Annotated in this window: 15 protein-coding genes and 1 pseudogene; 8 read left to right on the forward strand and 8 right to left on the reverse strand. The window is 38.3% G+C overall.

Annotation, left to right across the window (positions count from 1 at the left end; genetic code table 11):
* Window positions 1-224 precede the first annotated feature (224 nt).
* The 3 genes from LKF16_RS06830 (at window position 225) to LKF16_RS06840 (ending at window position 4,509) form a co-directional block, all read left to right on the forward strand.
* Window positions 225-1,577: a BspA family leucine-rich repeat surface protein gene (locus LKF16_RS06830; protein ID WP_291469917.1), complete on the forward strand. Its 1,353-nt coding sequence runs from the start codon at window positions 225-227 to the stop codon at window positions 1,575-1,577.
* A 207-nt stretch (window positions 1,578-1,784) separates the two neighbouring features.
* Complete coding sequence (locus tag LKF16_RS06835) at window positions 1,785-2,147, forward strand: SLAP domain-containing protein (RefSeq protein ID WP_291469918.1); 363 nt, start codon at window positions 1,785-1,787, stop codon at window positions 2,145-2,147.
* A 484-nt stretch (window positions 2,148-2,631) separates the two neighbouring features.
* Window positions 2,632-4,509, forward strand: coding sequence for a BspA family leucine-rich repeat surface protein (locus LKF16_RS06840; protein WP_291469919.1), 1,878 nt, complete (start codon window positions 2,632-2,634; stop codon window positions 4,507-4,509).
* A gap of 39 nt (window positions 4,510-4,548) precedes the next feature.
* Here LKF16_RS06840 and LKF16_RS06845 read toward each other — a convergent pair whose 3' ends face one another.
* The gene (locus LKF16_RS06845) at window positions 4,549-5,481 is read right to left on the reverse strand and encodes an ornithine cyclodeaminase family protein (RefSeq protein WP_291469920.1); all 933 of its coding nucleotides are present in this window, start codon (window positions 5,479-5,481) and stop codon (window positions 4,549-4,551) included.
* Window positions 5,482-5,586: 105 nt separating this feature from the next.
* Between LKF16_RS06845 and LKF16_RS06850 the strand changes: the two genes are divergently transcribed.
* Entirely contained in the window at window positions 5,587-6,243 is a 657-nt protein-coding gene (locus LKF16_RS06850) for a B3/B4 domain-containing protein (protein WP_291469922.1), read from the forward strand.
* Window positions 6,244-6,277: 34 nt separating this feature from the next.
* Here the strand turns inward: LKF16_RS06850 and xylB are convergent, their stop codons facing one another.
* Genes xylB through yicI form a run of 3 tightly spaced genes read right to left on the reverse strand, consistent with a single transcriptional unit; the run spans window position 6,278 to window position 11,506 of the window.
* Window positions 6,278-7,789 carry a xylulokinase gene (gene xylB, locus LKF16_RS06855; RefSeq protein ID WP_291469923.1) on the reverse strand — a complete coding sequence of 504 codons (1,512 nt, stop codon included), beginning with the start codon at window positions 7,787-7,789 and terminating at the stop codon, window positions 6,278-6,280.
* 58 nt (window positions 7,790-7,847) lie between these two features.
* Window positions 7,848-9,209, reverse strand: a complete 1,362-nt coding sequence (xylA, locus tag LKF16_RS06860; protein WP_291469926.1) for a xylose isomerase — start codon at window positions 9,207-9,209, stop codon at window positions 7,848-7,850.
* Between the two features lie 17 nt (window positions 9,210-9,226).
* On the reverse strand, window positions 9,227-11,506 hold the full coding sequence (gene yicI / locus LKF16_RS06865; protein WP_291469928.1) for an alpha-xylosidase: 2,280 nt from the start codon (window positions 11,504-11,506) through the stop codon (window positions 9,227-9,229).
* A gap of 255 nt (window positions 11,507-11,761) precedes the next feature.
* Here yicI and LKF16_RS06870 point away from each other — a divergent pair, with 255 nt between their 5' ends.
* The 4 genes from LKF16_RS06870 (at window position 11,762) to LKF16_RS06885 (ending at window position 16,794) form a co-directional block, all read left to right on the forward strand.
* Complete coding sequence (locus LKF16_RS06870) at window positions 11,762-13,177, forward strand: MFS transporter (RefSeq protein WP_291469930.1); 1,416 nt, start codon at window positions 11,762-11,764, stop codon at window positions 13,175-13,177.
* A 21-nt stretch (window positions 13,178-13,198) separates the two neighbouring features.
* Entirely contained in the window at window positions 13,199-14,356 is a 1,158-nt protein-coding gene (locus LKF16_RS06875) for an ROK family protein (protein ID WP_291469932.1), read from the forward strand.
* A gap of 85 nt (window positions 14,357-14,441) precedes the next feature.
* Window positions 14,442-15,923, forward strand: a complete 1,482-nt coding sequence (locus LKF16_RS06880) for a 6-phospho-beta-glucosidase (protein ID WP_291469934.1) — start codon at window positions 14,442-14,444, stop codon at window positions 15,921-15,923.
* On the forward strand, window positions 15,901-16,794 hold the full coding sequence (locus LKF16_RS06885) for an ROK family protein (protein ID WP_291469935.1): 894 nt from the start codon (window positions 15,901-15,903) through the stop codon (window positions 16,792-16,794). The genes LKF16_RS06880 and LKF16_RS06885 overlap by 23 nt, the downstream gene beginning before the upstream one ends.
* A gap of 393 nt (window positions 16,795-17,187) precedes the next feature.
* On the opposite strand, the gene LKF16_RS06890 is transcribed toward LKF16_RS06885, so the two are convergent.
* From LKF16_RS06890 to LKF16_RS06910, 4 genes and pseudogenes are all read right to left on the reverse strand, one after another.
* Entirely contained in the window at window positions 17,188-18,975 is a 1,788-nt protein-coding gene (locus LKF16_RS06890; RefSeq protein ID WP_291469936.1) for an ABC transporter ATP-binding protein, read from the reverse strand.
* Window positions 18,968-20,728 carry an ABC transporter ATP-binding protein gene (locus tag LKF16_RS06895; RefSeq protein WP_291469937.1) on the reverse strand — a complete coding sequence of 587 codons (1,761 nt, stop codon included), beginning with the start codon at window positions 20,726-20,728 and terminating at the stop codon, window positions 18,968-18,970. The genes LKF16_RS06890 and LKF16_RS06895 overlap by 8 nt, the downstream gene beginning before the upstream one ends.
* A 128-nt stretch (window positions 20,729-20,856) precedes the next feature.
* Window positions 20,857-22,297, reverse strand: a pseudogene (locus tag LKF16_RS13085) (DUF438 domain-containing protein).
* The gene (locus tag LKF16_RS06910) at window positions 22,287-22,526 is read right to left on the reverse strand and encodes a DUF1858 domain-containing protein (RefSeq protein ID WP_291469940.1); all 240 of its coding nucleotides are present in this window, start codon (window positions 22,524-22,526) and stop codon (window positions 22,287-22,289) included. The pseudogene LKF16_RS13085 and the gene LKF16_RS06910 overlap by 11 nt, the downstream one beginning before the upstream one ends.
* Window positions 22,527-22,572: the final 46 nt, after the last annotated feature.

Here is a 22,572-nt window from a genome sequence, read left to right on the forward strand (position 1 = left end):
TGGAAATAAAAAAATAAATTGAATATTATTTATCATAAACATTCAAATTTTAAATTAAATGTATTACTGGGAGACTACTGGTGATTCATTATAATAGCAACATGGTAATAATCATAAATTATCACATTAAATCATAAGTCATAATATACAAGTATTTAAATATAATTTTTGATCATTCTCATGCTATAGTCATTAAGTAAATAAAAAAACTAAAGGATTATATTATGAAAAAGATTACAGAAAAATCAAATTCCAAGTTAATCAACGGTCAAAAATTAACCAAAGTTATGGCAATTACTGGACTGACTCTTAGCATGGCGTCCTCAATATCTGTTATCCCTACTCAAACAGTGCATGCTGAAGACTCAACAACGGTCCAGTCAAATGATAATGATTTGGGAAATGGTCTCGTATTAAAAGACGGTGTATTACATATAACAAAGCACGTTGCTATAGAAGGTAACATTTTTGATACCGTCAAGGGCCATAAAAAGGATGAAGTAAAAAGTATTTCAATAGAAGCGCCTATGACTCTTGCTCAAAATTCTCATGACACTTTTTCAGGGTTCAAGAACGTCAAAAACATTACTGGATTAGAAAATTTGAATTTACAATATGCATATAGTCTAGATAATATGTTTGCAAATGATACATCACTGACAGACATAGATGTATCCAAAATGGATGTATCTAAAGTTCAATCAATGAAATATATGTTTGCAAATACTAAAATTTCAAATCTAGATCTGAGCACTTGGCAGGCACCAAGGGTTATTACAATTGGTATGTTGTCAAATACTCCAATCACAGTTATTTCATTATCCAATAACATCAGTATTCAAGGAAGTGAACTATCTACTGAGTTAGAAGGTTACAAAGACGCTTGGAAAATAGTTGGCAATGGAACGATTGACAAACCTCAATATGATAAAGAATATTCTTCGAAGGATATTGAAGATCGTCATTCTGTTTCACAAAACATTGGACAAGCTGCAATTTACACTCGACAAAAAGTTGATAATGTTTTACCTCAAGTGGATGGTACTGATCTAGGAAACGGTCTCGTATTAAAGGACGGTGTATTACATATAACAAAGCACGTTGCTATAGAAGGTAACATTTTTGATAGCGTCAAAGACCATAAAAAGGATGAAGTAAAAAGTATAAAAATTGAAGCACCTATGACTCTTGCTCAAAATTCTCATGACACCTTTTCTGGATTCAAAAACGCCAAAAGCATCACTGGATTAGAAAATTTGAATTTACAATATGCATATAGTCTAGACAATATGTTTACAAATGATACATCGTTAACAGACATAGATGTGTCCAAAATGTATGTATCTCATATCCAATCAATGAAATATATGTTTGCAAATACTAAAATTTCAAATCTAGATCTGAGCACTTGGCAAGCACCTAGGGTTATTACAATTGGTATGTTGTCAAATACTCCAATCACAGTTATTTCATTATCCAATAACATCAGCATTCAAGGAAGTGAACTATCCCCTGAATTAAAAGGTTACAAAAACACTTGGAAGATAGTCGGAAATGGAACGATTGACAAGCCTTAATATGATAAAGAATATTCTTCAAAAGATATTGAAGATCGTCATTCTGTTTCACAAAACATTGGACAAGCTGCAAAATATACTCGACAAAAAGAAGTTATAAGTATTCCATCAGTCCCTTCTGTTCCATCACCTCAAAATCCTAACGTAACTTTGCCAGATAAAAATCCAATCATAAAGAATGTACAAAGAAAAATTTCTGTTCATCCTGTGAAGGATTCTGCACAACTTTTTGATAAAAATTCCAAACAATCTAATCGCCGTTTAAGTGGAAATACTGATTGGATCAGTGATCAAGAAATGCAAAAAGATGGAAAAATTTATTATCGTGTTTCAACAAATGAATGGGTTAATTCAGAAGATACATATACATACATTGACAAAAACATCACAGTGACAACTAAAAGCGACTCAACAAAACAGTTAATCAATTCAACTGGAAATCTATCAAATCGAGGATTAATTTCTAATAGTTCTTGGAAAGTCGATCGTTCATTCGAATTCCATGGGAAAACATATTATCGCGTTTCAACAAATGAATTCGTAAGTTCTGACGACGTAACAATCAATTAATCAGACAACCTACGTTCTTAAAATAAAACACCAAATCAATCGATTTGGTGTTTTATTATTTTGTAACAATTATTATATTACATTTGGTATGTATCAGATTCCATTACATACAAATTTATACGTAATTGAAATGATGAAATAAGTATTGATAGCAAAAATCTAACTCAAAACAATCTTAGAAACAAAATATTTACAATTATAAAAAGTCAATAACAGCATATCAAATTTGATTTTATTGTTATTTTTTAGATCAAATATACCAAATTAATTGACACTAGTAAAATCTAGACCAATTCAATAATATTTTGTTCATCGCATTTATATCAGTTATCAAAACATTTCAAAAATCATTTTTTTAGCAATATATAAAAAAATTCATTGAACATAATTATCAAAATACAATAATTTAAATTTCACTTTGTGAATATATAAATGCTATTTTTAACTTATATAATAACCAAACTTTCAGGGAGGATTTTATATTATGCAAAAGGAATACAATAATAGTAATCATCACAAGAAAATGGTTAAACGGGGAAAAATGGCAGCGATCGCTGGAATGACTCTGACAACAGGGATAATCCTATCCGAAATGACACCAGCAGTAGTGTATGCTGATACACTTCACAATTCACACACAACTGAATCAATCAAAGTTAATCCCAATGAAAATAACGAACAACAATCTAATATGAGTCAAAATTCAGCAATCATTTCCAAACAAAATACATATAGTGTTCAACAAACAAAAACTACCTCACAAGACAAATGTACATTTAATTTAGTAGGAAAGGTTCTAACTATACACGAAGGTCTATTATCTGGTTCTGATTTAAGAAATTATCTCAATCAATTCGGTAAAACTACTAAATCAACAATTACAGAAATTATTATTGATTCCAATGTTACATTCGATGAAAAAGTTCCAGGTCTGTTTGAAAATTTTAAAAATGTGACAAATATCTCAGGACTAGACACTGTCAATACGAGTAAGACAACCGACATGTCAAATATGTTTACAAATGACGAAAAATTAAAAACAGTAGATATTAATAATTTTGACGTTTCACATGTATCTACTTTTTTCAAAATGTTCTACAAATCAAGCATTACTATATTAAATCTCTCAAAATGGGTCCCATTAAAATTAAAGAACAATTATCCATTCACTGGTTCCATGTTTGATGGAACAACTATCTTAGATATCTCATTCCCCTCAAATTTCAATCTAGTAGATTCTGATATTATAAAAAATGGTGATACTTACACTGAATCAATTGAAGATAGGACAATTTCAAAAAATATAAACACATCCAACTTAAATCAAATTTTTTCGTTAGATACACCAACAAAAGTAATTAATCTTAGAAAGAACAATTCAATGAATGCAAGCACTCCTATCCCAGATTCTACTGATACTAAAGTTCATGCTACTTTAGACGGAGATAAGATTGCCGATGTTAAGGTTCATGTTTCGGATATTATTAATAATCTGGGCAAGACTGTTACAGTTGCTGTTCCTAAAGTGTCTGGACGTTTCACAACTAATAAAAATGTGTCGATTAAAATCTCTGATACTGGTGAACTTATTCCTCAAGGTTCCATCGCATTCTTTGATAAATTGACTGATGCTGCTAAGCAAAATTTAAATGCTAAATCTTCAGTTGATAATGATCCAAAATTCAAAGTCCATTCTGTTGATCTTACGGGTAAGACGCTGGACACTAATAATAATATTTCGGTTGATCTTCCGCCAGTAACGGGATATTCAACTAAAACTAAGACTGTTACTTTCCATGTTGATCCTGAAACTGGTGATGTTTCTCAACTTGGTGATCCTGTGGTATTTACTCCTATGGTTATATCTGATAATTCATCTGATTCTTCGAATTTCTACCCAACAGATACTTCTACGTCAACTCTCCAACCTATCGTTCCTAAACCAACCACCCCAACTCACAAAAAATCCATCAAGTCTGCCATCAGAAAAGTCTCTGCTCTCTTCAAGAGCAAGTTCGTCAAACTTTACACTGGTGACCTCAAGGTTGAAAATCGTGAGGTCAAGGCTGGTTCCGATTGGTACAGTGATGAACAAATGGTTGTCGACGGCGTTACCTACTACCGCATCTCGACTGACGAATGGATTGCTGCTGACGATGTTTACGCATACGACAGTGATCCCCAGGTTGTAACTACTAAGAATGGTAAAAATGCCGAATTGCTCTCTGCTCTTGGTAAAATTTCCAACCGCTCGCTTGCTCCTGACACTAAATGGAAGTCCGACCGTGTCATCAACATCAACGGTAAAAAATACTTCCGTGTTTCTACTAACGAATTCGTCTCAGCTGACGATGTTCAATAGTTTCCATACTAAAAAGGCTATCCTCGCGGATAGTCTTTTTTAGTCATTCCAATAAGTTCCGAATCCTTGCTCAACTGCCTTATCATGAATCGATTTCGCAGTAGTTAAATCTTGGGCTGCAATTCCAACTGTCTTGAAAAAGATGATCTCGTCGTCATTCTCGCGTCCAACGACTTTTTCACCTATTACTTCACCAATGTCGCCGGTGAAATCAGCATCAGTTATCATCTTCTTATCTAATGGTATCAAGATGTCTCCAGCCTCTGCCAAAACGGCATCTTTAGAATCAAAGTAAATCTTGTCAGCTTTTTCAACTAATTCTACTGGGGTCTCTTCCATATCTGGTTGATACGAACCGACTCCGCTGACGGTTGCTCCGGGTTTAATCTTTTCGGCATCGTAAACTGGTTGCTTTGATGGGGTCACGGAAATAACTAGGTCGGCATCAGTCACAGCTTCGTTTCCATTTTTTGCGGCCGTGATCTTCGTGCCATACTTAGCCAATTTCTGACTCATTTTTTCAGCAAATTCCACTGCTCGATCGTAGTCGAGATCAGAAACTTGGACTTCTTCCAAATCTCTGACTATCAACATAGTTTCAAGTTGGGTGGCAGCTTGTCCGCCGGTCCCAATCAAAGCCCCTTTTCGGCAATTTTGCTTAGCCAAATATTTGAACGCAACACCGGATGCTGCACCGGTCCGCAATTGCGTGACGTAACTTCCATCCATGACGGTGTCGACAACTCCGGTTTTGGCATCGATGTTCAAAACTTTTACGCAAGATGCATCGTACTCTTCACAAAATGCCGGCATGCATAAAAAGGTATCTTGGTCATTGTGCTTTTTAATCTGCGTCCGTAAAGGAACTTGGACCTTACCTTCTGAAAAAAGTCGAAATGCATCTCCGACTGCATTGATACAATCTTCTAATGTATAAAACTTCTCAATATCTGCTTTCGATAGCAATAACATCAAATTTTCCCGCCTTTCGTATACTACAATCATAACATTGATTATATTTTCACAATATATTATTAATTGTATAATGAAGTTATACGTTGAGAAGAGGCTGAAAAAATGAATATCACTAGAGACCCAGAAATACCTACAGAAATTCAACTCGGTGTCACTGAGATCGAGTTTCAAAATGAAGAATTGAACCAAACCATGTGGGACGAGCTTCTCACACCAATGGAACAGCAAATCGAGAATGAGACCACGCTCGAAGACATCAGAAATTCTGAGCAAATCCAAGCTACCAAACAAGGCTACAAAAAATTAGGCAAGGATCCATCAAGATTTCGTCCATCTTCAGACGCACTTTGGAGAAGAGTCGTAAAAGGCAAAGGCCTGTATCAGATCAACGCTTTAGTGGATCTAAACAACTACCTATCGCTCAAATACAAAATGCCTTACGGAAGTTACGACTTAAATAACATCAGTGGCGACATCACCCTAACAAAGGGTGGCGAAGGCCAAACTTATAAGGGAATCGGAAAAGACGCCATCAACATTGAAAACATGTTAGTCTTAGCCGATGACAACGGGCCATTCGGTTCACCAACATCAGACTCAACCAAAGCCATGATCCAAGACAACACCAGTCACGCAATCATAGTAGCCTACCTATTCGGAATGACCACCGACCAAATAGGAACCCTGCTAGCAGACACAAAAATCCAAACAGAAAAGTACTTGAACAAAGTGTCCGTAAACCAACAATATGTAGTTTAAACGTAAAAAGCTTGTCACTGAGGTGACAAGCTTTTTATTTATCATTTTGACGACGATAATCCATCAATTTATGGCTAATTTTTTTCGTATCTTTATAAACTTGACTATATAAATCGTGCAGTTCTGCATACTTTTTCACGCAGTCTGAATCTGGAAGATACTCTTTTCCAAAGTGAACAAATTTATCAGCGCACTCTTGAAAATCCCTGAACCAACCTAATCCGACTGCAGCAATCATTGCGGCACCCATTCCTGGCCCTTGTTCATTTTCCAAACTAATGACCTTTTTATTAAAAATATCAGCTTGGATCTGTAGCCAAAGCGGACTTTTGGCACCTCCACCGATGGCAACAACTGTATCAAAATCATTATGATGTTCATCATATATGTCCATGATGTCCTTGAATGAGAAAATGATTCCTTCAAGTACAGAACGAACAAAATCAGGACGTTTGTGAATGCCATCAATTCCGAGAAAACTTCCACGAATATCCGCATCAGCGTATGGTGCACGTTCACCAACTATGTATGGTGTATACAATAATCCATTGGACCCGACAGGCGATTGATTAGCACTTTCAACCATTGTATTAAAATCTTGATCTTGGCAAAATGTTCGTTTAAACCAGCTCAACGAATATCCTGCCGCCAAGGTAACGCCCATTGAATAATAAGAATCGGGAATTGCGTGATCTTCAAACTGCAATGTTCCTTGATAATCAATTGTGGGATCATTCTCATATTTTAAAACGACACCTGAAGTTCCAATACTTGATAAAACAATATTTGGAGCTAATATTCCTGCTCCAACTGCCCCAGCAGCATTGTCAGCTGCACCACCAAAAACTTCTGTATGCGTATCTAATCCCGAAAAGGTTGCATAACTTTCTGATATTTTACCGACAGAATCAATGGATTTGATTAGTGGTGGACAAATCGATATCGGGATATCAAACGTATCACAGATCTTTTGACTCCAAGTATTATCTTTTACATCTAGCAGCACAGTACCAGTCGCATCAGAATAATCCATCCCTAGTTCACCAGTCATTCGATAACGAACATAATCTTTAGGTAGCAAGAACGTCTTGACGTTTTTCCAAATGCTTGGCTCATTTTCTTTGACCCACAATATTTTTGGTAAAGTGAATCCTTCAAGTGGCTTATTCTTGGTAATATCGATGAATTCATCGCCCATCTTATCCGTAATTTCCTGGCATTGTGCGGTTGTTCTCGTATCATTCCACAACATTGCCGGACGTAAAACTTGGTTGTGTTCATCCAAAAGAACCAACCCGTGCATCTGCCCAGAAAAACTTATCCCAGATATTTCTTCGGCTTTTAGGTGATCATTCAATAACAATCGCACAATAGCCATCGTTGTTCCAGACACCCAATCTTCGGGATTTTGTTCAGAATATCCTGGGTGCGGCTGACTAAGTGGATAGTCAAAACTTTCTTGGGCAACAATCTGACCTTCTTTATTCATTGCTGATACTTTGACAGCACTAGTTCCCAGGTCAACGCCTAACACGTATTCATTCATGTTAACTCTCCTTTAAAAAAAGCAACGAGCAGAATTGTCTACTCGCTGCTTTTTAAAATTATTTTCCTAAAGTATTTACAATGTAGTGATTGATCGTGTCTTTAACTTGTTCAAGATGGTCTGAACTAGTTGCATCACGAAGTTCTTTTTGAGTTTTATCTAATGAGTATTTTTCAAGGCTCTTGAAATCAGCCTTTCCGTTCTCAATTTCAGCACCAATACCGGAATCGAATGAACTGTAACGGTTTTTAACCAAGTCTTCGAGAACTCCATCCTCTTTCATCTTCATAGCAACACGTAATCCAGCTGCAAAACTATCCATACCAACAATATGTCCATAGAATAAGTCGTTAGCTTCAAATGATGAGCGACGTGGTTTGGAATCAAAGTTCAAACCACCACGAGGTCCAATTCCACCATTTTCGATAACTTCATACATTGCAGCAGTTGTTTCATATAGATTTGATGGATATTCATCAATATCCCAACCGATCAACTTGTCACCTTGGTTAGCATCAAGTGAACCTAACAATCCTGCATCACGAGCAACACGAATTTCATGTTGATAAGTATGTCCAGCAAGGTTAGCATGATTTCCTTCCAAGTTAAGCTTGAAGTCTTTGTCCAAACCGTATTCTTTCATGAAAGCAATTGTTGTTGCAGCATCGAAATCATATTGATGAGTCATTGGTTCTTTAGGTTTTGGCTCAAGTAACATTTGAGCGTCCATGCCAATTTCATTAGCATAATCTTTTGCCATGTGGAAGAACTTAGCAATATGTTCTTGTTCACGTTTCATATCTGTGTTCCAAAGTGATTCGTAACCTTCACGACCACCCCAGAAGACATAGTTTTCTGAACCAACACGTTTACCAATTTCTATACTGTGCTTAAGTTGTGCAGCTGCATAGGCAAAGATATCTGCGTATGGTGAAGTTGCACCACCAGCAACAAAACGAGGGTTTGTAAATAAGTTTGAAGTATTCCAAAGTACCTTCATACCTGTTGTTTTTTGATATTCAACAATCTTATCAACAACCTTATCGAGGTTCTTGTTCGTTTCACGTAAAGTGTCTCCTTCTGGAGCTAAATCACGATCATGGAATGCTAAGAAGTCGACGCCTAATTTGTCATAAAATTCAAAAGCATAATCAACTTTTGCCAAAGCTTGGTCCATTGGATCGCTATATTTGTCATATGGACGAATTGCCGTTCCATCGCCAAATGGGTCTACCAAACGTTGGTCAAATGTGTGCCAATAGGCAACTGAAAAACGTAGCCAGTCACGCATCTTCTTGCCACCAATTACTTCATCAGGATTGTAGTAATGAAATTCTGCACCTGATTTTAAATCTTTGTTACCTGCATATTTAACTTTGTTAAAATCCCAAAGTTGTTGTTTAGTCATTTCGTCAGCCATTGTATTTCTCCTCAATTTTAAAGTGTAATTTTAGTCGTTGAATCTGTTAGTGGAAATTCTTGAACTTTTCCTGATTCATGAACAAAAATCTTCGAACTTCCGGTTAATCCATTCGCTTCAACAGTTATTGAATTACCTGAACGCGTAGCCGAAACGGAGCCAACGTCATTAGCTTTTTGATCAACTACACGTGTCTTAATGGAATTGCCATCTGCTAATTCATAAATATGAATCTCTGGAGAATCAGCATAGTTATATTCAGCATGTTCCGCTTTTTGATTTCTCAAAATAATACTGTTTTCGCGAACTAGAACAGGCAAGGTCAAATTGTCATAGTTTTCTTCAAGCCATGTTCCACCAGCCAAGTCATAAGTTTTTTCAGTCAATAGATTGGTCCATTTACCTTCTGGGACGTAATATTTAACATTTCCTTCTGCGTTAAAAATTGGTGCAACCAAAAGCTTAGGCCCAAACATGTACTCGCGTTCCAGATAGTACGTATTGCGATCGTTAGTGTATTCCATGAAGACAGGACGCATTAATGGAGTACCAGTTTCATGAGTATTAACTGCCTCATTAAACAAATAAGGCATTAACGAGAGTTTGAGATTTACAAACTTTCGAGTATTATCAACCGCTTCTTCATCAAAGACCCATGGAACCTTGTATTGACCGCTACCATGGTAACGAGAATGCGATGACATTAAACCAAATTGAGTCCAGCGTTTATATAGATCCGGCGAGGCTTGCTCTTCAAATCCACTAATATCATGTGCCCAGAATCCAAAACCAGAAGTTAAGAATGATAAGCCTCCACGAAGTGAATCAGCCATTGATTTGTAACGAGATAAATTATCTCCACCCCAATGCAATGGGAACTTCTGTGAACCAACCGTTGCAGATCTAGCAAATACAACCGCTTGGTCTTCGCCTTTTTCTTGTTTGATCAAATCAAAAACAGTTTGATTATATTGATATGTGTAGTAATTATGTTCACGTTTTGGATCTGAACCATCAAAGAATACGGCGTCTTCAACTGGGATTCTTTCACCAAAGTCAGTCTTAAAGCAATCAACACCCATATCTAGCAAATCTTTTAGTTTAGATTGATACCACTTAACGGCATCTGGATTAGTAAAGTCAACAAAACCATTACCTGCTTGCCAGAGGTCCCATTGCCAAACGTTTCCATCCTCACGCTTGATCAAATAACCTTTGTCACGGCCTTCTTTAAATAGATATGATTTTTGAGCGATATATGGATTGATCCAAACACAGACCTTAATTCCACGGTCATGAATTTTTTTGATCAGTCCCTCTGGATCTGGAAATTGCTCCTTGTCCCAAAGCAATGTGCTCCATTCAAAACCTTTTTGCCAGAAACAATCAAAGTGGAATACATCCAACGGAATCTTACGGTCACGCATTCCGTCAATAAATTTCAAAACAGTTTCTTCACTGTAATCAGTGGTAAATGAAGTTGATAGCCACAAACCAAATGACCATGCTGGTGGTAATCCAACTTGACCAGTCAATCGCGTATATTTATTCAAGACATCCTTTGGAGTTGGTCCATCGATGATGTAATACTGCAATGACTGACCTTCAACGCTAAATTGAGTCCGATCAACATTTTCTGAAGCAATTTCAAATGAAACTGTTTCTGGTTGATCAACAAAGACACCATATCCTTCACTACTCAAATAAAATGGAATATTTTTATATGCTTCTTCACTACCTGTGCCACCATCTTTATTGACAATATCGACTGATTGACCATTTTTAACTAGAGCAGTAAAACGTTCGCCTAATCCATAGATCAATTCATCAACACCCATCGATAGTTGTTCACGCATGTAGTGTTTATTATTTGACCGATCGAGAATCACACCTTGAGCCTTTTCCATCGACTTAGTGATTTCTTTTCCCTTATGCAAAAAATCGATTTCGAAGTTGGATTTGAACGGCATCTTAGCTGTTAAATCTCCAGATGTAAATGATAATTCTTTATCGCCGGTTTTAATTTCAACTTGTGGATGTTCATTTTCTAATTGGAAAGAAGGTCCTTTTTCTGGTTGATCAAAGTGGATCAATTTTACGCCGATCACTCCTTCAACTGGAGAAGTTAATTCAATGGTCGACATCCCTAAGTTCAATTCATCACCGCGCTCGTTAATATATTTGAAAGGAGCGTAAAGCGTTAATTGATTGTCTGTCTTATGATAGTCAAAGATTTCTTTTGGCGATTGGATCTCGTATTGAGGTCTATCAAGCCAATAACCATCAGTAAATTTCATTAATAGTCACCTCTGTTTTGTATTTGGAAAGTGAATTTCTTATTTGTCACCGACAGTGTATTATCAAAAATCGTGTTTGTCAACGTTTTCATTTGCGATAAATCTTTACAACCCACTATTAACCTATATTAGGCAGGAATTAGTAAAACTTTGTTACTTTTTTAACTTGATTTTTGAAACCGGATACAATATAATTCATTCAGAAATTGAATTTCTTATTAAATTTGTCAAACTACATTTTAAGAGGTGTCTCTGATGAATAAAGCCACGAATCAATCTTTAGATTCCATACCTAAAGATCTCGATTCTTCCAAGAACATGGTTCCTTGGGGTGAGAGATTTTCATATAGTTTGAGTGATTTTGCATGTAACTTATCATTTCAAATGATTTCCACATATTTAATGATCTTCTATACAGATACATTTGGTATCAGTGCCGCAGCCGTTGGTACTTTGTTCTTTGCAGCTCGTTTTGTTGACGCGATTGATGGACCTTTCTGGGGTATCATGATCGATCATACCCATACTAAATGGGGAAAAAGTCGTCCCTATTGGTTATGGTTCTCAATTCCGTTCGCTATCTTCAGCGTCCTAGTCTTTACCACTCCAAACCTAGGACCTACTGGAAAAATTATTTGGGCCTATGTAACTTATATCGGTGTTGATGTTCTATATTCGGCAGTTAACATTCCAATTACATCTATCCTGCCTTCATTAACAACGAATCCACAAGAAAGAATCACATTATCAACTATCCGCCAATTCATGGGTACTGCCGGTGCAACATTGATCACAGGTATTACCTTAGGAATGGTTGCGTTCTTTGGCGATGGTTCCACTACCAGTGCACATGGTTGGTTCATTTGGGCTTTGATTGTCGCTATTGTGGTAGCAATCATTTTTGCAGTCGTATTCCTAAATACACATGAAAGAGTGCAAACAAAGAGCACTCGCCAATCTGTTCCAATCAAAGAATCCCTCAAAGCTTTGAAGAAAAATTGGCCTTGGGTAATCGTTATTTTTATCAACTTTATTTATTGGTTGGGTATGCAAACTCGTTCTCAAGTAACTGTTTATTTCTTCAAATACAACATGCACGATGCAGGATTGGCTTCTTTGATCTTAAGTTTACAAATCGTTGCACTAGTTGCCGTTGTTCTAACACCATTTACTTCAAAACATATCGGTAAAAGAAATACCATGTTGGCAGGAATGGTCCTAGCAGTTGTAGGACAACTTCTATTGAGCGTTGGTGCCAACAATCTCAGTGTTCCAATGATTATTTTTGCTACCGTTATTGGTTATCTTGGAACAGGATACGTTTCTGGATTAATCGCGGTTATGCTAGCTGATGCGGTTGATTATGGCGAATGGAAAAACGGCGTCCGTGCTGAAGGAATCGTTACATCATTCTCAAGTTTCAGTGCCAAATTAGGTATGGGTATCGGTGGCGTTATCACTGGATGGATTTTGACAGCTAGTGGATATGTTGCTAACAAAACTCAAACCGCTGCCGCACTTCACGGTATTGAAATGAACTATATTTGGGTCCCACTTCTAGGATTTGGTCTTTCGGCAGTCGCCTTGTTGTTCTATCATGTAGATAAAGTAGAAAAGAAAATGCAAAGTGACCTTGCAATTAAACATGCAAAGGAAAATGCTGAAGATTAATTAAAAAAGTGAGTATTCAAAATGATCATCAATAAAGACGTTATGAGAAATAATAATGAGCGATCCGTTTTACAATCAATCGTAAATGGAGGACCCATTTCTAGAAACAAAATTTCTAAACAGTTAGGACTCAACAAAGTCACGGTATCTGACATTGTGGGATCTTTTCTCGATAGCAAATTAATTTTTAGTCTCGGCGAGGCAAAATCATCCACCACAAGTGGTCGAAAACCTGAACTAGTAGAATACAATTCCAATTACGGCTATATCGTGAATTTCAGTATTTCCGGCCGGGAATTAAATATGCTAGTTACCAAAATGGATGGTCGGACCCTCGAATATAATTCCAAAAATATTGAAAAACAGTCTATCAAAGAAATTATTGCAAAAATGGAAGACTTACTGGATCAATTGCCAGATTTTGATTCTGACAATGGCCTGCAAGCCATATCCCTATCCATCTATGGCATCGTCTATAATGGAGAAATCATCGTTTCACCATTTACCGACTTTGAAGACTTCGACTTAGTCAGTCATTTCCAGGATAAATATCAAGTACCTGTAGTTATGGAAAACGAAGCCAACTCATCAGCTATTTTTGAACAAGACTTCAGTAAACAAGAAATGCAAAATATTGTGACCGTAAGCATTCACGACGGAATAGGTGCAGGAATTATCATCAACACACATCTATATCGCGGAAACTATGGTCAAGCTGGAGAAATTGGTCGGATAATTATTCAAGATTCCGGTAAGACAAAGCGAAAACTTGCAAAATTACCTAGTTTTGATTCCGAATGGTCGCAGACGAAGATTCTGGATAAGGCTGCCAAGTTGAAAAAAGACACTAACTATTCTTTGGAAAAATTAGTCGAAGATTATAATTCTCATGACTCTGAGATTGAAGAGCTGATTGAAGATTTTTGTTACCATTTAGCAATTATCACGAGTGATTTAATTGCTGCCTATGATCCACAAATGATCTTCTTTAACTCTCCATTGGTTGATCAATTACCAGAGATCCTCAAAATTTTACAGATGAAACTCGGATTTTTACCACTAGTTCCCCCATTAGTACTTTCTAAAGACGTTAAATACGGAACATTATTAGGCGGGGCATCTCTTGCCATCCACCGTGTCTTGCAAATGGAAGGAACTAGATTGATATTTCATCATTAAAATGCAGTAAACAAAATATAATCAAAATTAAAAACGATACCCACATTTATTTGTGTGTATCGTTTTTTTTTAGGAGGAATATTAATTGACTACCAAACAATTACCAAATGACTTCTTATGGGGTGGCGCTGTGGCTGCTCATCAAGTTGAGGGTGCTTATAACGTTGACGGGAAAGGACTGAGTGTCGCCGATGTTATGACTTCAGCAGGAACACATGACGAGAGAAAAATCACCAAAGGGGTTGATCCAAATTACTTCTATCCCAATCACAATGCTGTCGACTTTTATCATCAATATCCGGAAGATATCAAACTTTTAGCAGAAATGGGATTCAAGTGTTTCCGAACGTCCATTGCATGGTCACGGATTTTTCCAAATGGAGATGACCAAGAACCAAATGAGGCTGGATTAAAATTTTATGACAAACTATTTGATGAATGTCTCAAATACAACATCGAGCCCGTGGTCACCTTGTCTCATTTTGAAATGCCCTATCACCTAGTTACCGAATATGGTGGATTCCGTAATCGGAAGGTAATCGATTTTTTCACTAAGTTTGCTGAAACAGTCTTCAAACGCTATCGAGATAAGGTCAAATATTGGCTGACTTTTAATGAAATTAACAATCAGATTAATTACGATCGTGCTTTCACTTTATTTACTAATTCTGGAATCAAAATAAAACCGGGAGAAAATCCTGAAAAAGTAATGTATCAAGCAGGCCATTACGAAGTCGTCGCAAGTGCTATTGCTGTTCAATTCGGACACAAGATAAATCCTGACTTTGAGATTGGCGCAATGGTGGCAATGTCACCAGTCTATCCAGCAACAGATAAACCAGAGGATATTTTAAAAGCTCAGCGTGCAATGCAGGCACGTTACTGGTTTTCCGATGTGCAAGTGGAAGGAAAATATCCGAGCTGGTTAGTCAATTACCAAGATGCCAAGGGATTTGACCTAGACATCACTGAAAAAGATTTGCAAGAATTAGCCGCTGGTACCGTGGATTATCTTGGATTTAGCTATTATATGTCATTTGCCACTGCTGCAAGTCACAACGAAGACGAATACTATTCCTATAATGAAACAAATGATTTAGTTACCAACAGTTACGTACCTCAATCAGACTGGGGTTGGCAAGTTGATCCAAAAGGCCTACGCTATGCTTTAAATTGGCTAAACGACCGTTATAACCTACCATTATTTATCGTTGAAAATGGAATTGGAGCAATTGACCAACTTACTAATGATCATAAGATCCATGATCAATATCGAATCAAATATCTACAAGATCACATTGAGCAAATGAAATTGGCCATGTTAAACGATGGCGTTAAAGTAATGGGTTACACTCCGTGGAGTGCAATCGATATCGTATCTGCCAGCACCGGACAACTATCTAAACGTTACGGATTTATTTACGTTGATGAAAATGACGATGGCAGTGGTAGCTTGGCCAGATATAAAAAAGATTCATTCTACTGGTATCAACATGTGATTGAAACAAATGGTGCAGACTTATCAAAGACAGTTGGTGAAAATGATGAAGCAAGCCAATCCAACTAAGTTATTAGCAATCGACATTGGAGGTACGACCGTCAAATATGGGTTATGGTCAGATGATCAGATTAGTCACAAAAATAGTTTCAAAACGCCCAATGATTTAGATGCAATGTATCGACAATTGCGGTTAGCAAAAAATGAAATAGCCGAACTAGAACCAGAAATATCCGGAGTAGCAATCAGTGTTCCAGGTAGCGTAAATACAGAGGAAGGAATAATCTCCGGAACTACCGCTATTGAATATTTAAACCACTTTCCACTAAAAGCCGGATTAGAGAATATCTTCAAACTACCAGTGAGCATGCAAAATGACGCCAACTGTGCCGCATTAGCCGAATCATGGCGAGGAAACGCCAAGGATGCTGACAGTGCAATATTCATGATAATAGGAACCGGAATTGGCGGAGCAATGACCGCAAATGGCCAATTAGTAAGTGGAAAAAATAATTTTGCTGGTGAAATAGGCTACACAATAGCCGGAAAAGAGAACCTGACCATCAGCGAATTAGGCAGTCCAGTAAAAATGGCAGAAAGATACAACCGTTTAAGCGACAATATCAAAATCCTAAATGGAAAAGAAATCTTCGACCAAGCAGAAGCTGGAGAACCATTAGCAAAAGAATGTACCAACACCATGTATCACTGGCTAAGCCAAACAGCTTATAACTTGATAGTAAGTTTCAATCCAGAAAAATTGATTATAGGAGAAGGAATATCAGCCCGACCAAGTTTTATAGAGGAATTAAATCAAAGAGTCAATAAGTTGATGAGAATCCACCAAGTCTCAGCGACAGTAGAAATAACCAACTGCAAATATCGAAATGATGCCAACATGATAGGGGCAGTCTATCAATATCAATCAGAAAAAATGTAGTAAGACAAAAAGAGGATGAAGAAAACTAAAAGTTTTCTCCATCCTCTTTATATATATATGTTTTATATTTAATGGTTTTTATCAGTTCAGGGCGAAAAAAGTCAGCATGCAACCGGCAAAGCCGGTAAATAAAACTAGACTAGAAACTAATTCAGCGAAAAAAACAGCCGACATACCTTCTTTCACCAAAAAAGACGGATTCTGAACTAAACCAGACTAGGTGGCGGGGAAAAATCGCGTGGAGCCAAGTAGAGAAATTCCACTTGGCAATGCGAAGCAGTGCTTAGTGGAAGGTGCAGCTTGAAGATTGTCGCGGTCTTTGCGATAAGCTCCAAGTGTGCCCTCTACGTCACGGACTCCGGAAGCGATTTTCCCCCGCCACCGGCAGTATTGCTACTCATCCATAGACTGCAACTCATACAATTCAGAATAAAGACCACCAGCAGCTAACAGCTCAGAATGCGTCCCCCGCTCCACAATGCGACCATTGCTGAGAACCAGGATCTTATCCGCATCCTGTATCGTAGACAGCCGATGCGCAATCGCAATCGTAGTCCGATCCGACCGCATCTTAGACAATCCCCGAGTAATAGTCTGCTCAGTTTGTGGATCAATATTGGCAGTAGCCTCATCCAAAATCAACACCTTGGGATTCCGCACAATCGTCCGTGCAAACGAGATCAATTGACGTTGCCCAGTCGAAAAACTGCTACCACGTTCAATAACCTTAGCGTGATACTTGCCAGGCAATTGTTGAATAAACGGATCAGCATCGACAAACTTAGCCGCTTGTTCGACTTGTTCATCCGAAATCGAATCGTCAAACATCCGAATATTTTTAGCAATATCGCCGTAGAACAAGTAAGGTTCCTGAACGACTAGCCCGAGTTTTTGCCGCAGTTCCTTAGTTGAATAATCGCGAATATCGTGGTCATCCAATAAAATTTGACCCTCGCCAAACTCGTAAAAACGCAACAAGATGTTGATGATTGAACTCTTACCGCTACCAGTATGACCAACTAGAGCCACTGTTTGGCCAGGTTCAACCGTGAATGAGATGTCTTTCAAAATTGGTTGACCAGGAACATAGGCAAAAGTGACATGCTTAAATTCAATTTTTCCATCAACTACTGTAGCTTGACTATCCTCATTTTGCTTGGGAGTAGTCGTCTCGTTATCAAACAAATTCATGATCCGGTATCCAGCAACTAATCCGTCTTGGAAATAAGACATGTAGTTCATAACATCAGATAAGGGATTGAAAAAGTTTTGTTGGTAAGAAATAAAGGCGTAGATCACACCTGCAGCCACGATCGTATGAGTACTCTGGATCCCAAAGCCACTCAACGAGATCAATTCTGCGAGGGTGAACATCAACGTGATCGTGGGATAAAGCAAGAACGAGTTCACATTGATCATCTTATTTCTCATCCCAAAATAAGCATTGTTCTTCTTTTCAAATTCAGAGATCATCCGCTTTTGTTGACCAAATTGTTGAATAATGCTGATGCCCATCAACGACTCGTTCAACTTCGTGTTGATCTGACTCAAATATTCACGTAAACGTTGATAAATCCGAGAACTCAAATGTTGATAGAGCCAAACGACAAAGTACAGTACCAGGATAAAGGCTGCCGTTGCCCAGGCCAAAATCGGATTGACCGTGTACATAGCGATAAAAGCTGAGATCATCGCAAACGCTGCAACTAAAATAGTTAAAAACAGACTCCAGAAATCGTACAAAGTCTTGGTATCGTTAGTTACCCGCGACACGATCGAACCAGCGGGAGTTTTATCGAAATAATCCATACCCAGCGTATGCAACTTGTGGAAAAGCTCACTACGAATTTTTTCCAAAGTCCGTTCAGCACCCATTGAAAAAGCAAAATTCTGAATGAATTGCACGATTGCTTTAATGATAGTTCCAATGAAGTAAACTGCTGCAAAGGCTAGCACGATTTGAATGCCAGTACTTTGCTTATTCAAAAAGTGATCCATGTAGTATTGCAGCATTCTTGGCAAAATAACATTGATGATACTTAGAAAAACTGCGAAGACAACTGCGATTGCAAATTGCTTGCGGAAATATTTTGCGAAGTGCATCAATCTTTTTAAGATCGTAAATTGTTGCTTTCTAGTTAGAGATTGAACTTTTAGTTTTGTATCTTTGTCATTATCCATGCTGGTTCAACCTCCCCTCAATTTCGGCACTCTTAGCTTGCAAGTTAAAGGTATCATCGTACCAACCATGTTTAGCTAATAATTCTTTATGAGTACCTTGTTCAATGATCGTTCCGTGATCGACGACGATGATCTCGTCGGCATTTTCCACGGAGCTTAACCGACTGGCAGCAATGATCGTTGTTCCGTTGCAACGTTCCTTGGCGATACGTTGCTCGATATTACGCTCAGTCTTAGCGTCTACGGCTGACAATGAGTCATCGAGGATCAATAGCTTAGGATCACTCAAAATCGCACGTGCGATTGCCATTCGCTGTTTCTGTCCACCAGAAAGCGAGACACCCAGTTCACCAACTTGCGTATCGTATTTTTCAGGCATCAATTCGATATCTTCGTCTAAATCAGCAATGTGAGCAGCATTCTTCACTTGCTTGTCATCGGCATCGATATTGGCAAAACGAATGTTGTCGCGAATATCAGTCGAGAATAAAAAGTTAGTCTGCGGAACATAGCCAATTTTATCGAGATATTTTTCCAAATCATAAGCTCTGATATCGTTTTGTCCTAGATTGATCTGACCATTGTAGTGGTCAAAATCACGGAGCAACAATCTGATGATGGTCGACTTACCGCCACCAGTAGGACCAACGATACCTAAAGTTTGGCCTTCTTTTAAACTAAACGAGACGTTGGTCAATGCCATCGCCTTATCGTCTGGATAGTGGAAGGTCTTCATGTCAAAGTCGATATCCCCATTTGGAATCGTCGTTAATGCATTTGGAGTCACTACGAGTGAAGATTTTTCATCCAGGAGCTCGGTGATCCGATCATAACTGGCGGCACCACGTTCCAAAATGTTGAACAAACTACCAATGGCAAACATTGGCCAAGTAAGCTCAGCTAGATAAGTAATAAATGAAACTAATTGTCCAATCGTCATCGAGTTGTGGATAACTGCTAGACCACCGATAACGATCGTCACTACGTATGACAAGCCCATGATCAAGGTCGTCAACGGGTTGAACATCGCATCCAAACGATATGAACGTTTGTTAGCCTTGATGTTGTTGTCGACGTACTGATTAAAATCTTGCTCGTCTTCATGCTCTTGTCCCAAGGCCTTCAAGACTTTGATACCAACGACACTTTCTTGCGTCTTATTGTTGATGTTAGAAAATTCACCTTGCGACTTTAAAAAAGCGTTGTGGATCTTGTTTCCTAATACATTTGCCATGACCGCCAACAGTAGCAACGGAATGATCGCAATCAGCGTCAATTTCCAGCTGACGAACATCCCCATCGCAAAGACCATCGACAGCCCTGTGATCAACGAATCGGCTAACGTCAAAACGCCAGGTCCGGCAACTTCACGGACGGCATCAATATCATTAGTGGCGTGGGCCATCAAATCGCCAGTCCGCCATTTCTGATAAAAAGTCGTATCCATTTTCATAAAGTGGTTGAACAAACGACTTCTGAGATCACGTTCCAAAACGTATGAACTTCCGAAAATCATTTTTTGCCAGACGAACCTCAACAAATATCCAGCAATTGCTACAAAGAGCAAAACAAACATGTTAGTTAACAAAAAGCTACTGTTAACGCTGTGTTTGTTGACTGCATCGACCACGTTTCCGACGATCCGTGGCGGAATAACATTACAAGCAGCAACTAATAGTAGCGCCAATACACCAAATGAGTACTGACGCCAACGGCGGGTGAAAAACCAGCCTAAACGTTTAAAAATCCCCATTTAAGAGTAAACCTCCTACAATTCCATTTCGAACTAAACTCTACACCTTCGACCAAAGTATAAGTCAAGGCTCTTGCAAAGAAAAAAATCATACCAAATTGGCATGATTTATGTAAGCATTTCGACTTTTAAAGTAACTTCTTTTCGCCCTCAAGTTCGCGAATATGACTGACATCTTGGGAAACCTCAAGGCATCCTAGATAATTATTCTCTTCATCGCGTAAGGCATAGTATCTGATGTAGACGAATTTTTCGCCGTGCAAGTTGATCCAAAATTCGTTTTCATCTGAGGTACCTTCGTGAAATTCTTTGAGAATTTCGAGAACTTTGTCAACGCTCTTTGGTGGATGGCAGTTCACGACTGCTCGACCAATGACTGCTTTGGTTCTAGGAAAGACCCGGTTAGGTGAATTCGAGAACCACTTAACATGATCTGTTGCGTCCACAAAAGTTAAGTCGACTGGCAAAATTTTGAACATTGCTGTCAACTCATCCAAGTTCAATTTACCTGAATCAAAGCGAACGTTGATCTCATCAGTTGGCATCTCCAAACCAGTTTTTACGTGTTGCGAACGTTGTCTGATTTTTTTCATGCATCGACATCTTTGGTGATTCAGTGTCAGCATTGTCTTCGTGCAGACTTGGAGTTACATCAACGATAGGAATTTGTTTCTTAGCCTTTTTCTTTTCTTTCGGCTTGAGTCCTTCTGTATCGGCTAAGCCTTGAGCCATCTTGTTCAATTCTGAAGCAATTTTAGAATTGTCCTTTTTCTGACCTTCAGCAATTTCTTTGTCAGTTGGCTTCCATGGCAGTGGGTCTGGGATCAACGTGTAGCCGATATCCTTTTCGTCTTGTTCAGCCATGTACCAATCTTCTGGCGTTGCCACCTCGTCAAGCATTGGTATCATGATCTCTTCTTCCTTGAAGATCATCTCCATGACTTCCTTGCAGGCTTTTTCGATGGCTGCTTCAACTTCGTACTTATCAGGAACAGGGTCAGCTGTAACCATCTCGTATGCGTCTTTGATCCAACCTCTGATCTCATCGTCAACGCCCCACATGACCTTAGGTGGTGCGGTGATCCCGTACTTGTCCATCAGTGGAAAAATATTATTTTCCTTACGAGAATAATGCTTGTCGATCTTCATCAAATCGGCTAAGGCTTTTTGCATCCGTTCCAAATATTCGTCGTTTTTACCGTCTTGTTGCCACTTCTTAAAGCAAGGCAACAGCTCGTCGTTGATCAGGGACGATAATACCACGTTTTCTAGCTTCATCGTAGCAACTGGATGTCCGGGTTTTTCAAAGGCAGGCGTACTTTCGTTGCCGGTGATCGAACCTTTAAATACGGCAGCGTGGACATTGCACAAGTTTTGAATTTCCATCGGATTTAAGCCACTAGCGATCAGTTCGCGTTCAGCTGAAGTGATCTCTGAAACGTCGACACTCGAAAATGAGTCATCGAACATCTTTTTAGCTTCGTCAAAATCTCCACCCTCGTGTAAAAAATTTAAGATCTCAACGATTTTTTTCTGGCGTTGGACACTGTTTAAAGTTTTATTTGTCATAATTTTTCAGCTGGTAGCCCCTCTCCTCAAAAGCTTTGGCAATAGTCTCAAGTGGTATGCCCATTGCTCTAGAGCCTTTTTTCAAATTGATGATCTTGCCGACTGTGCCTAACATCCCTGGCACCTTGATTTTGGTAAAACCGATCGAATACATCGTATCGACAAAGTCTGGATACTGTTGGGCCAACGTGTTGATTGGCACTTCGAAATCAATTATTTTTTCTTCCATAATATTTCCTCAATGTATAAAAAAAGCGGAGATATCATCTCCACTA

This window comes from Companilactobacillus sp., assembly GCF_022484265.1.
Lineage (GTDB): Bacteria > Bacillota > Bacilli > Lactobacillales > Lactobacillaceae > Companilactobacillus.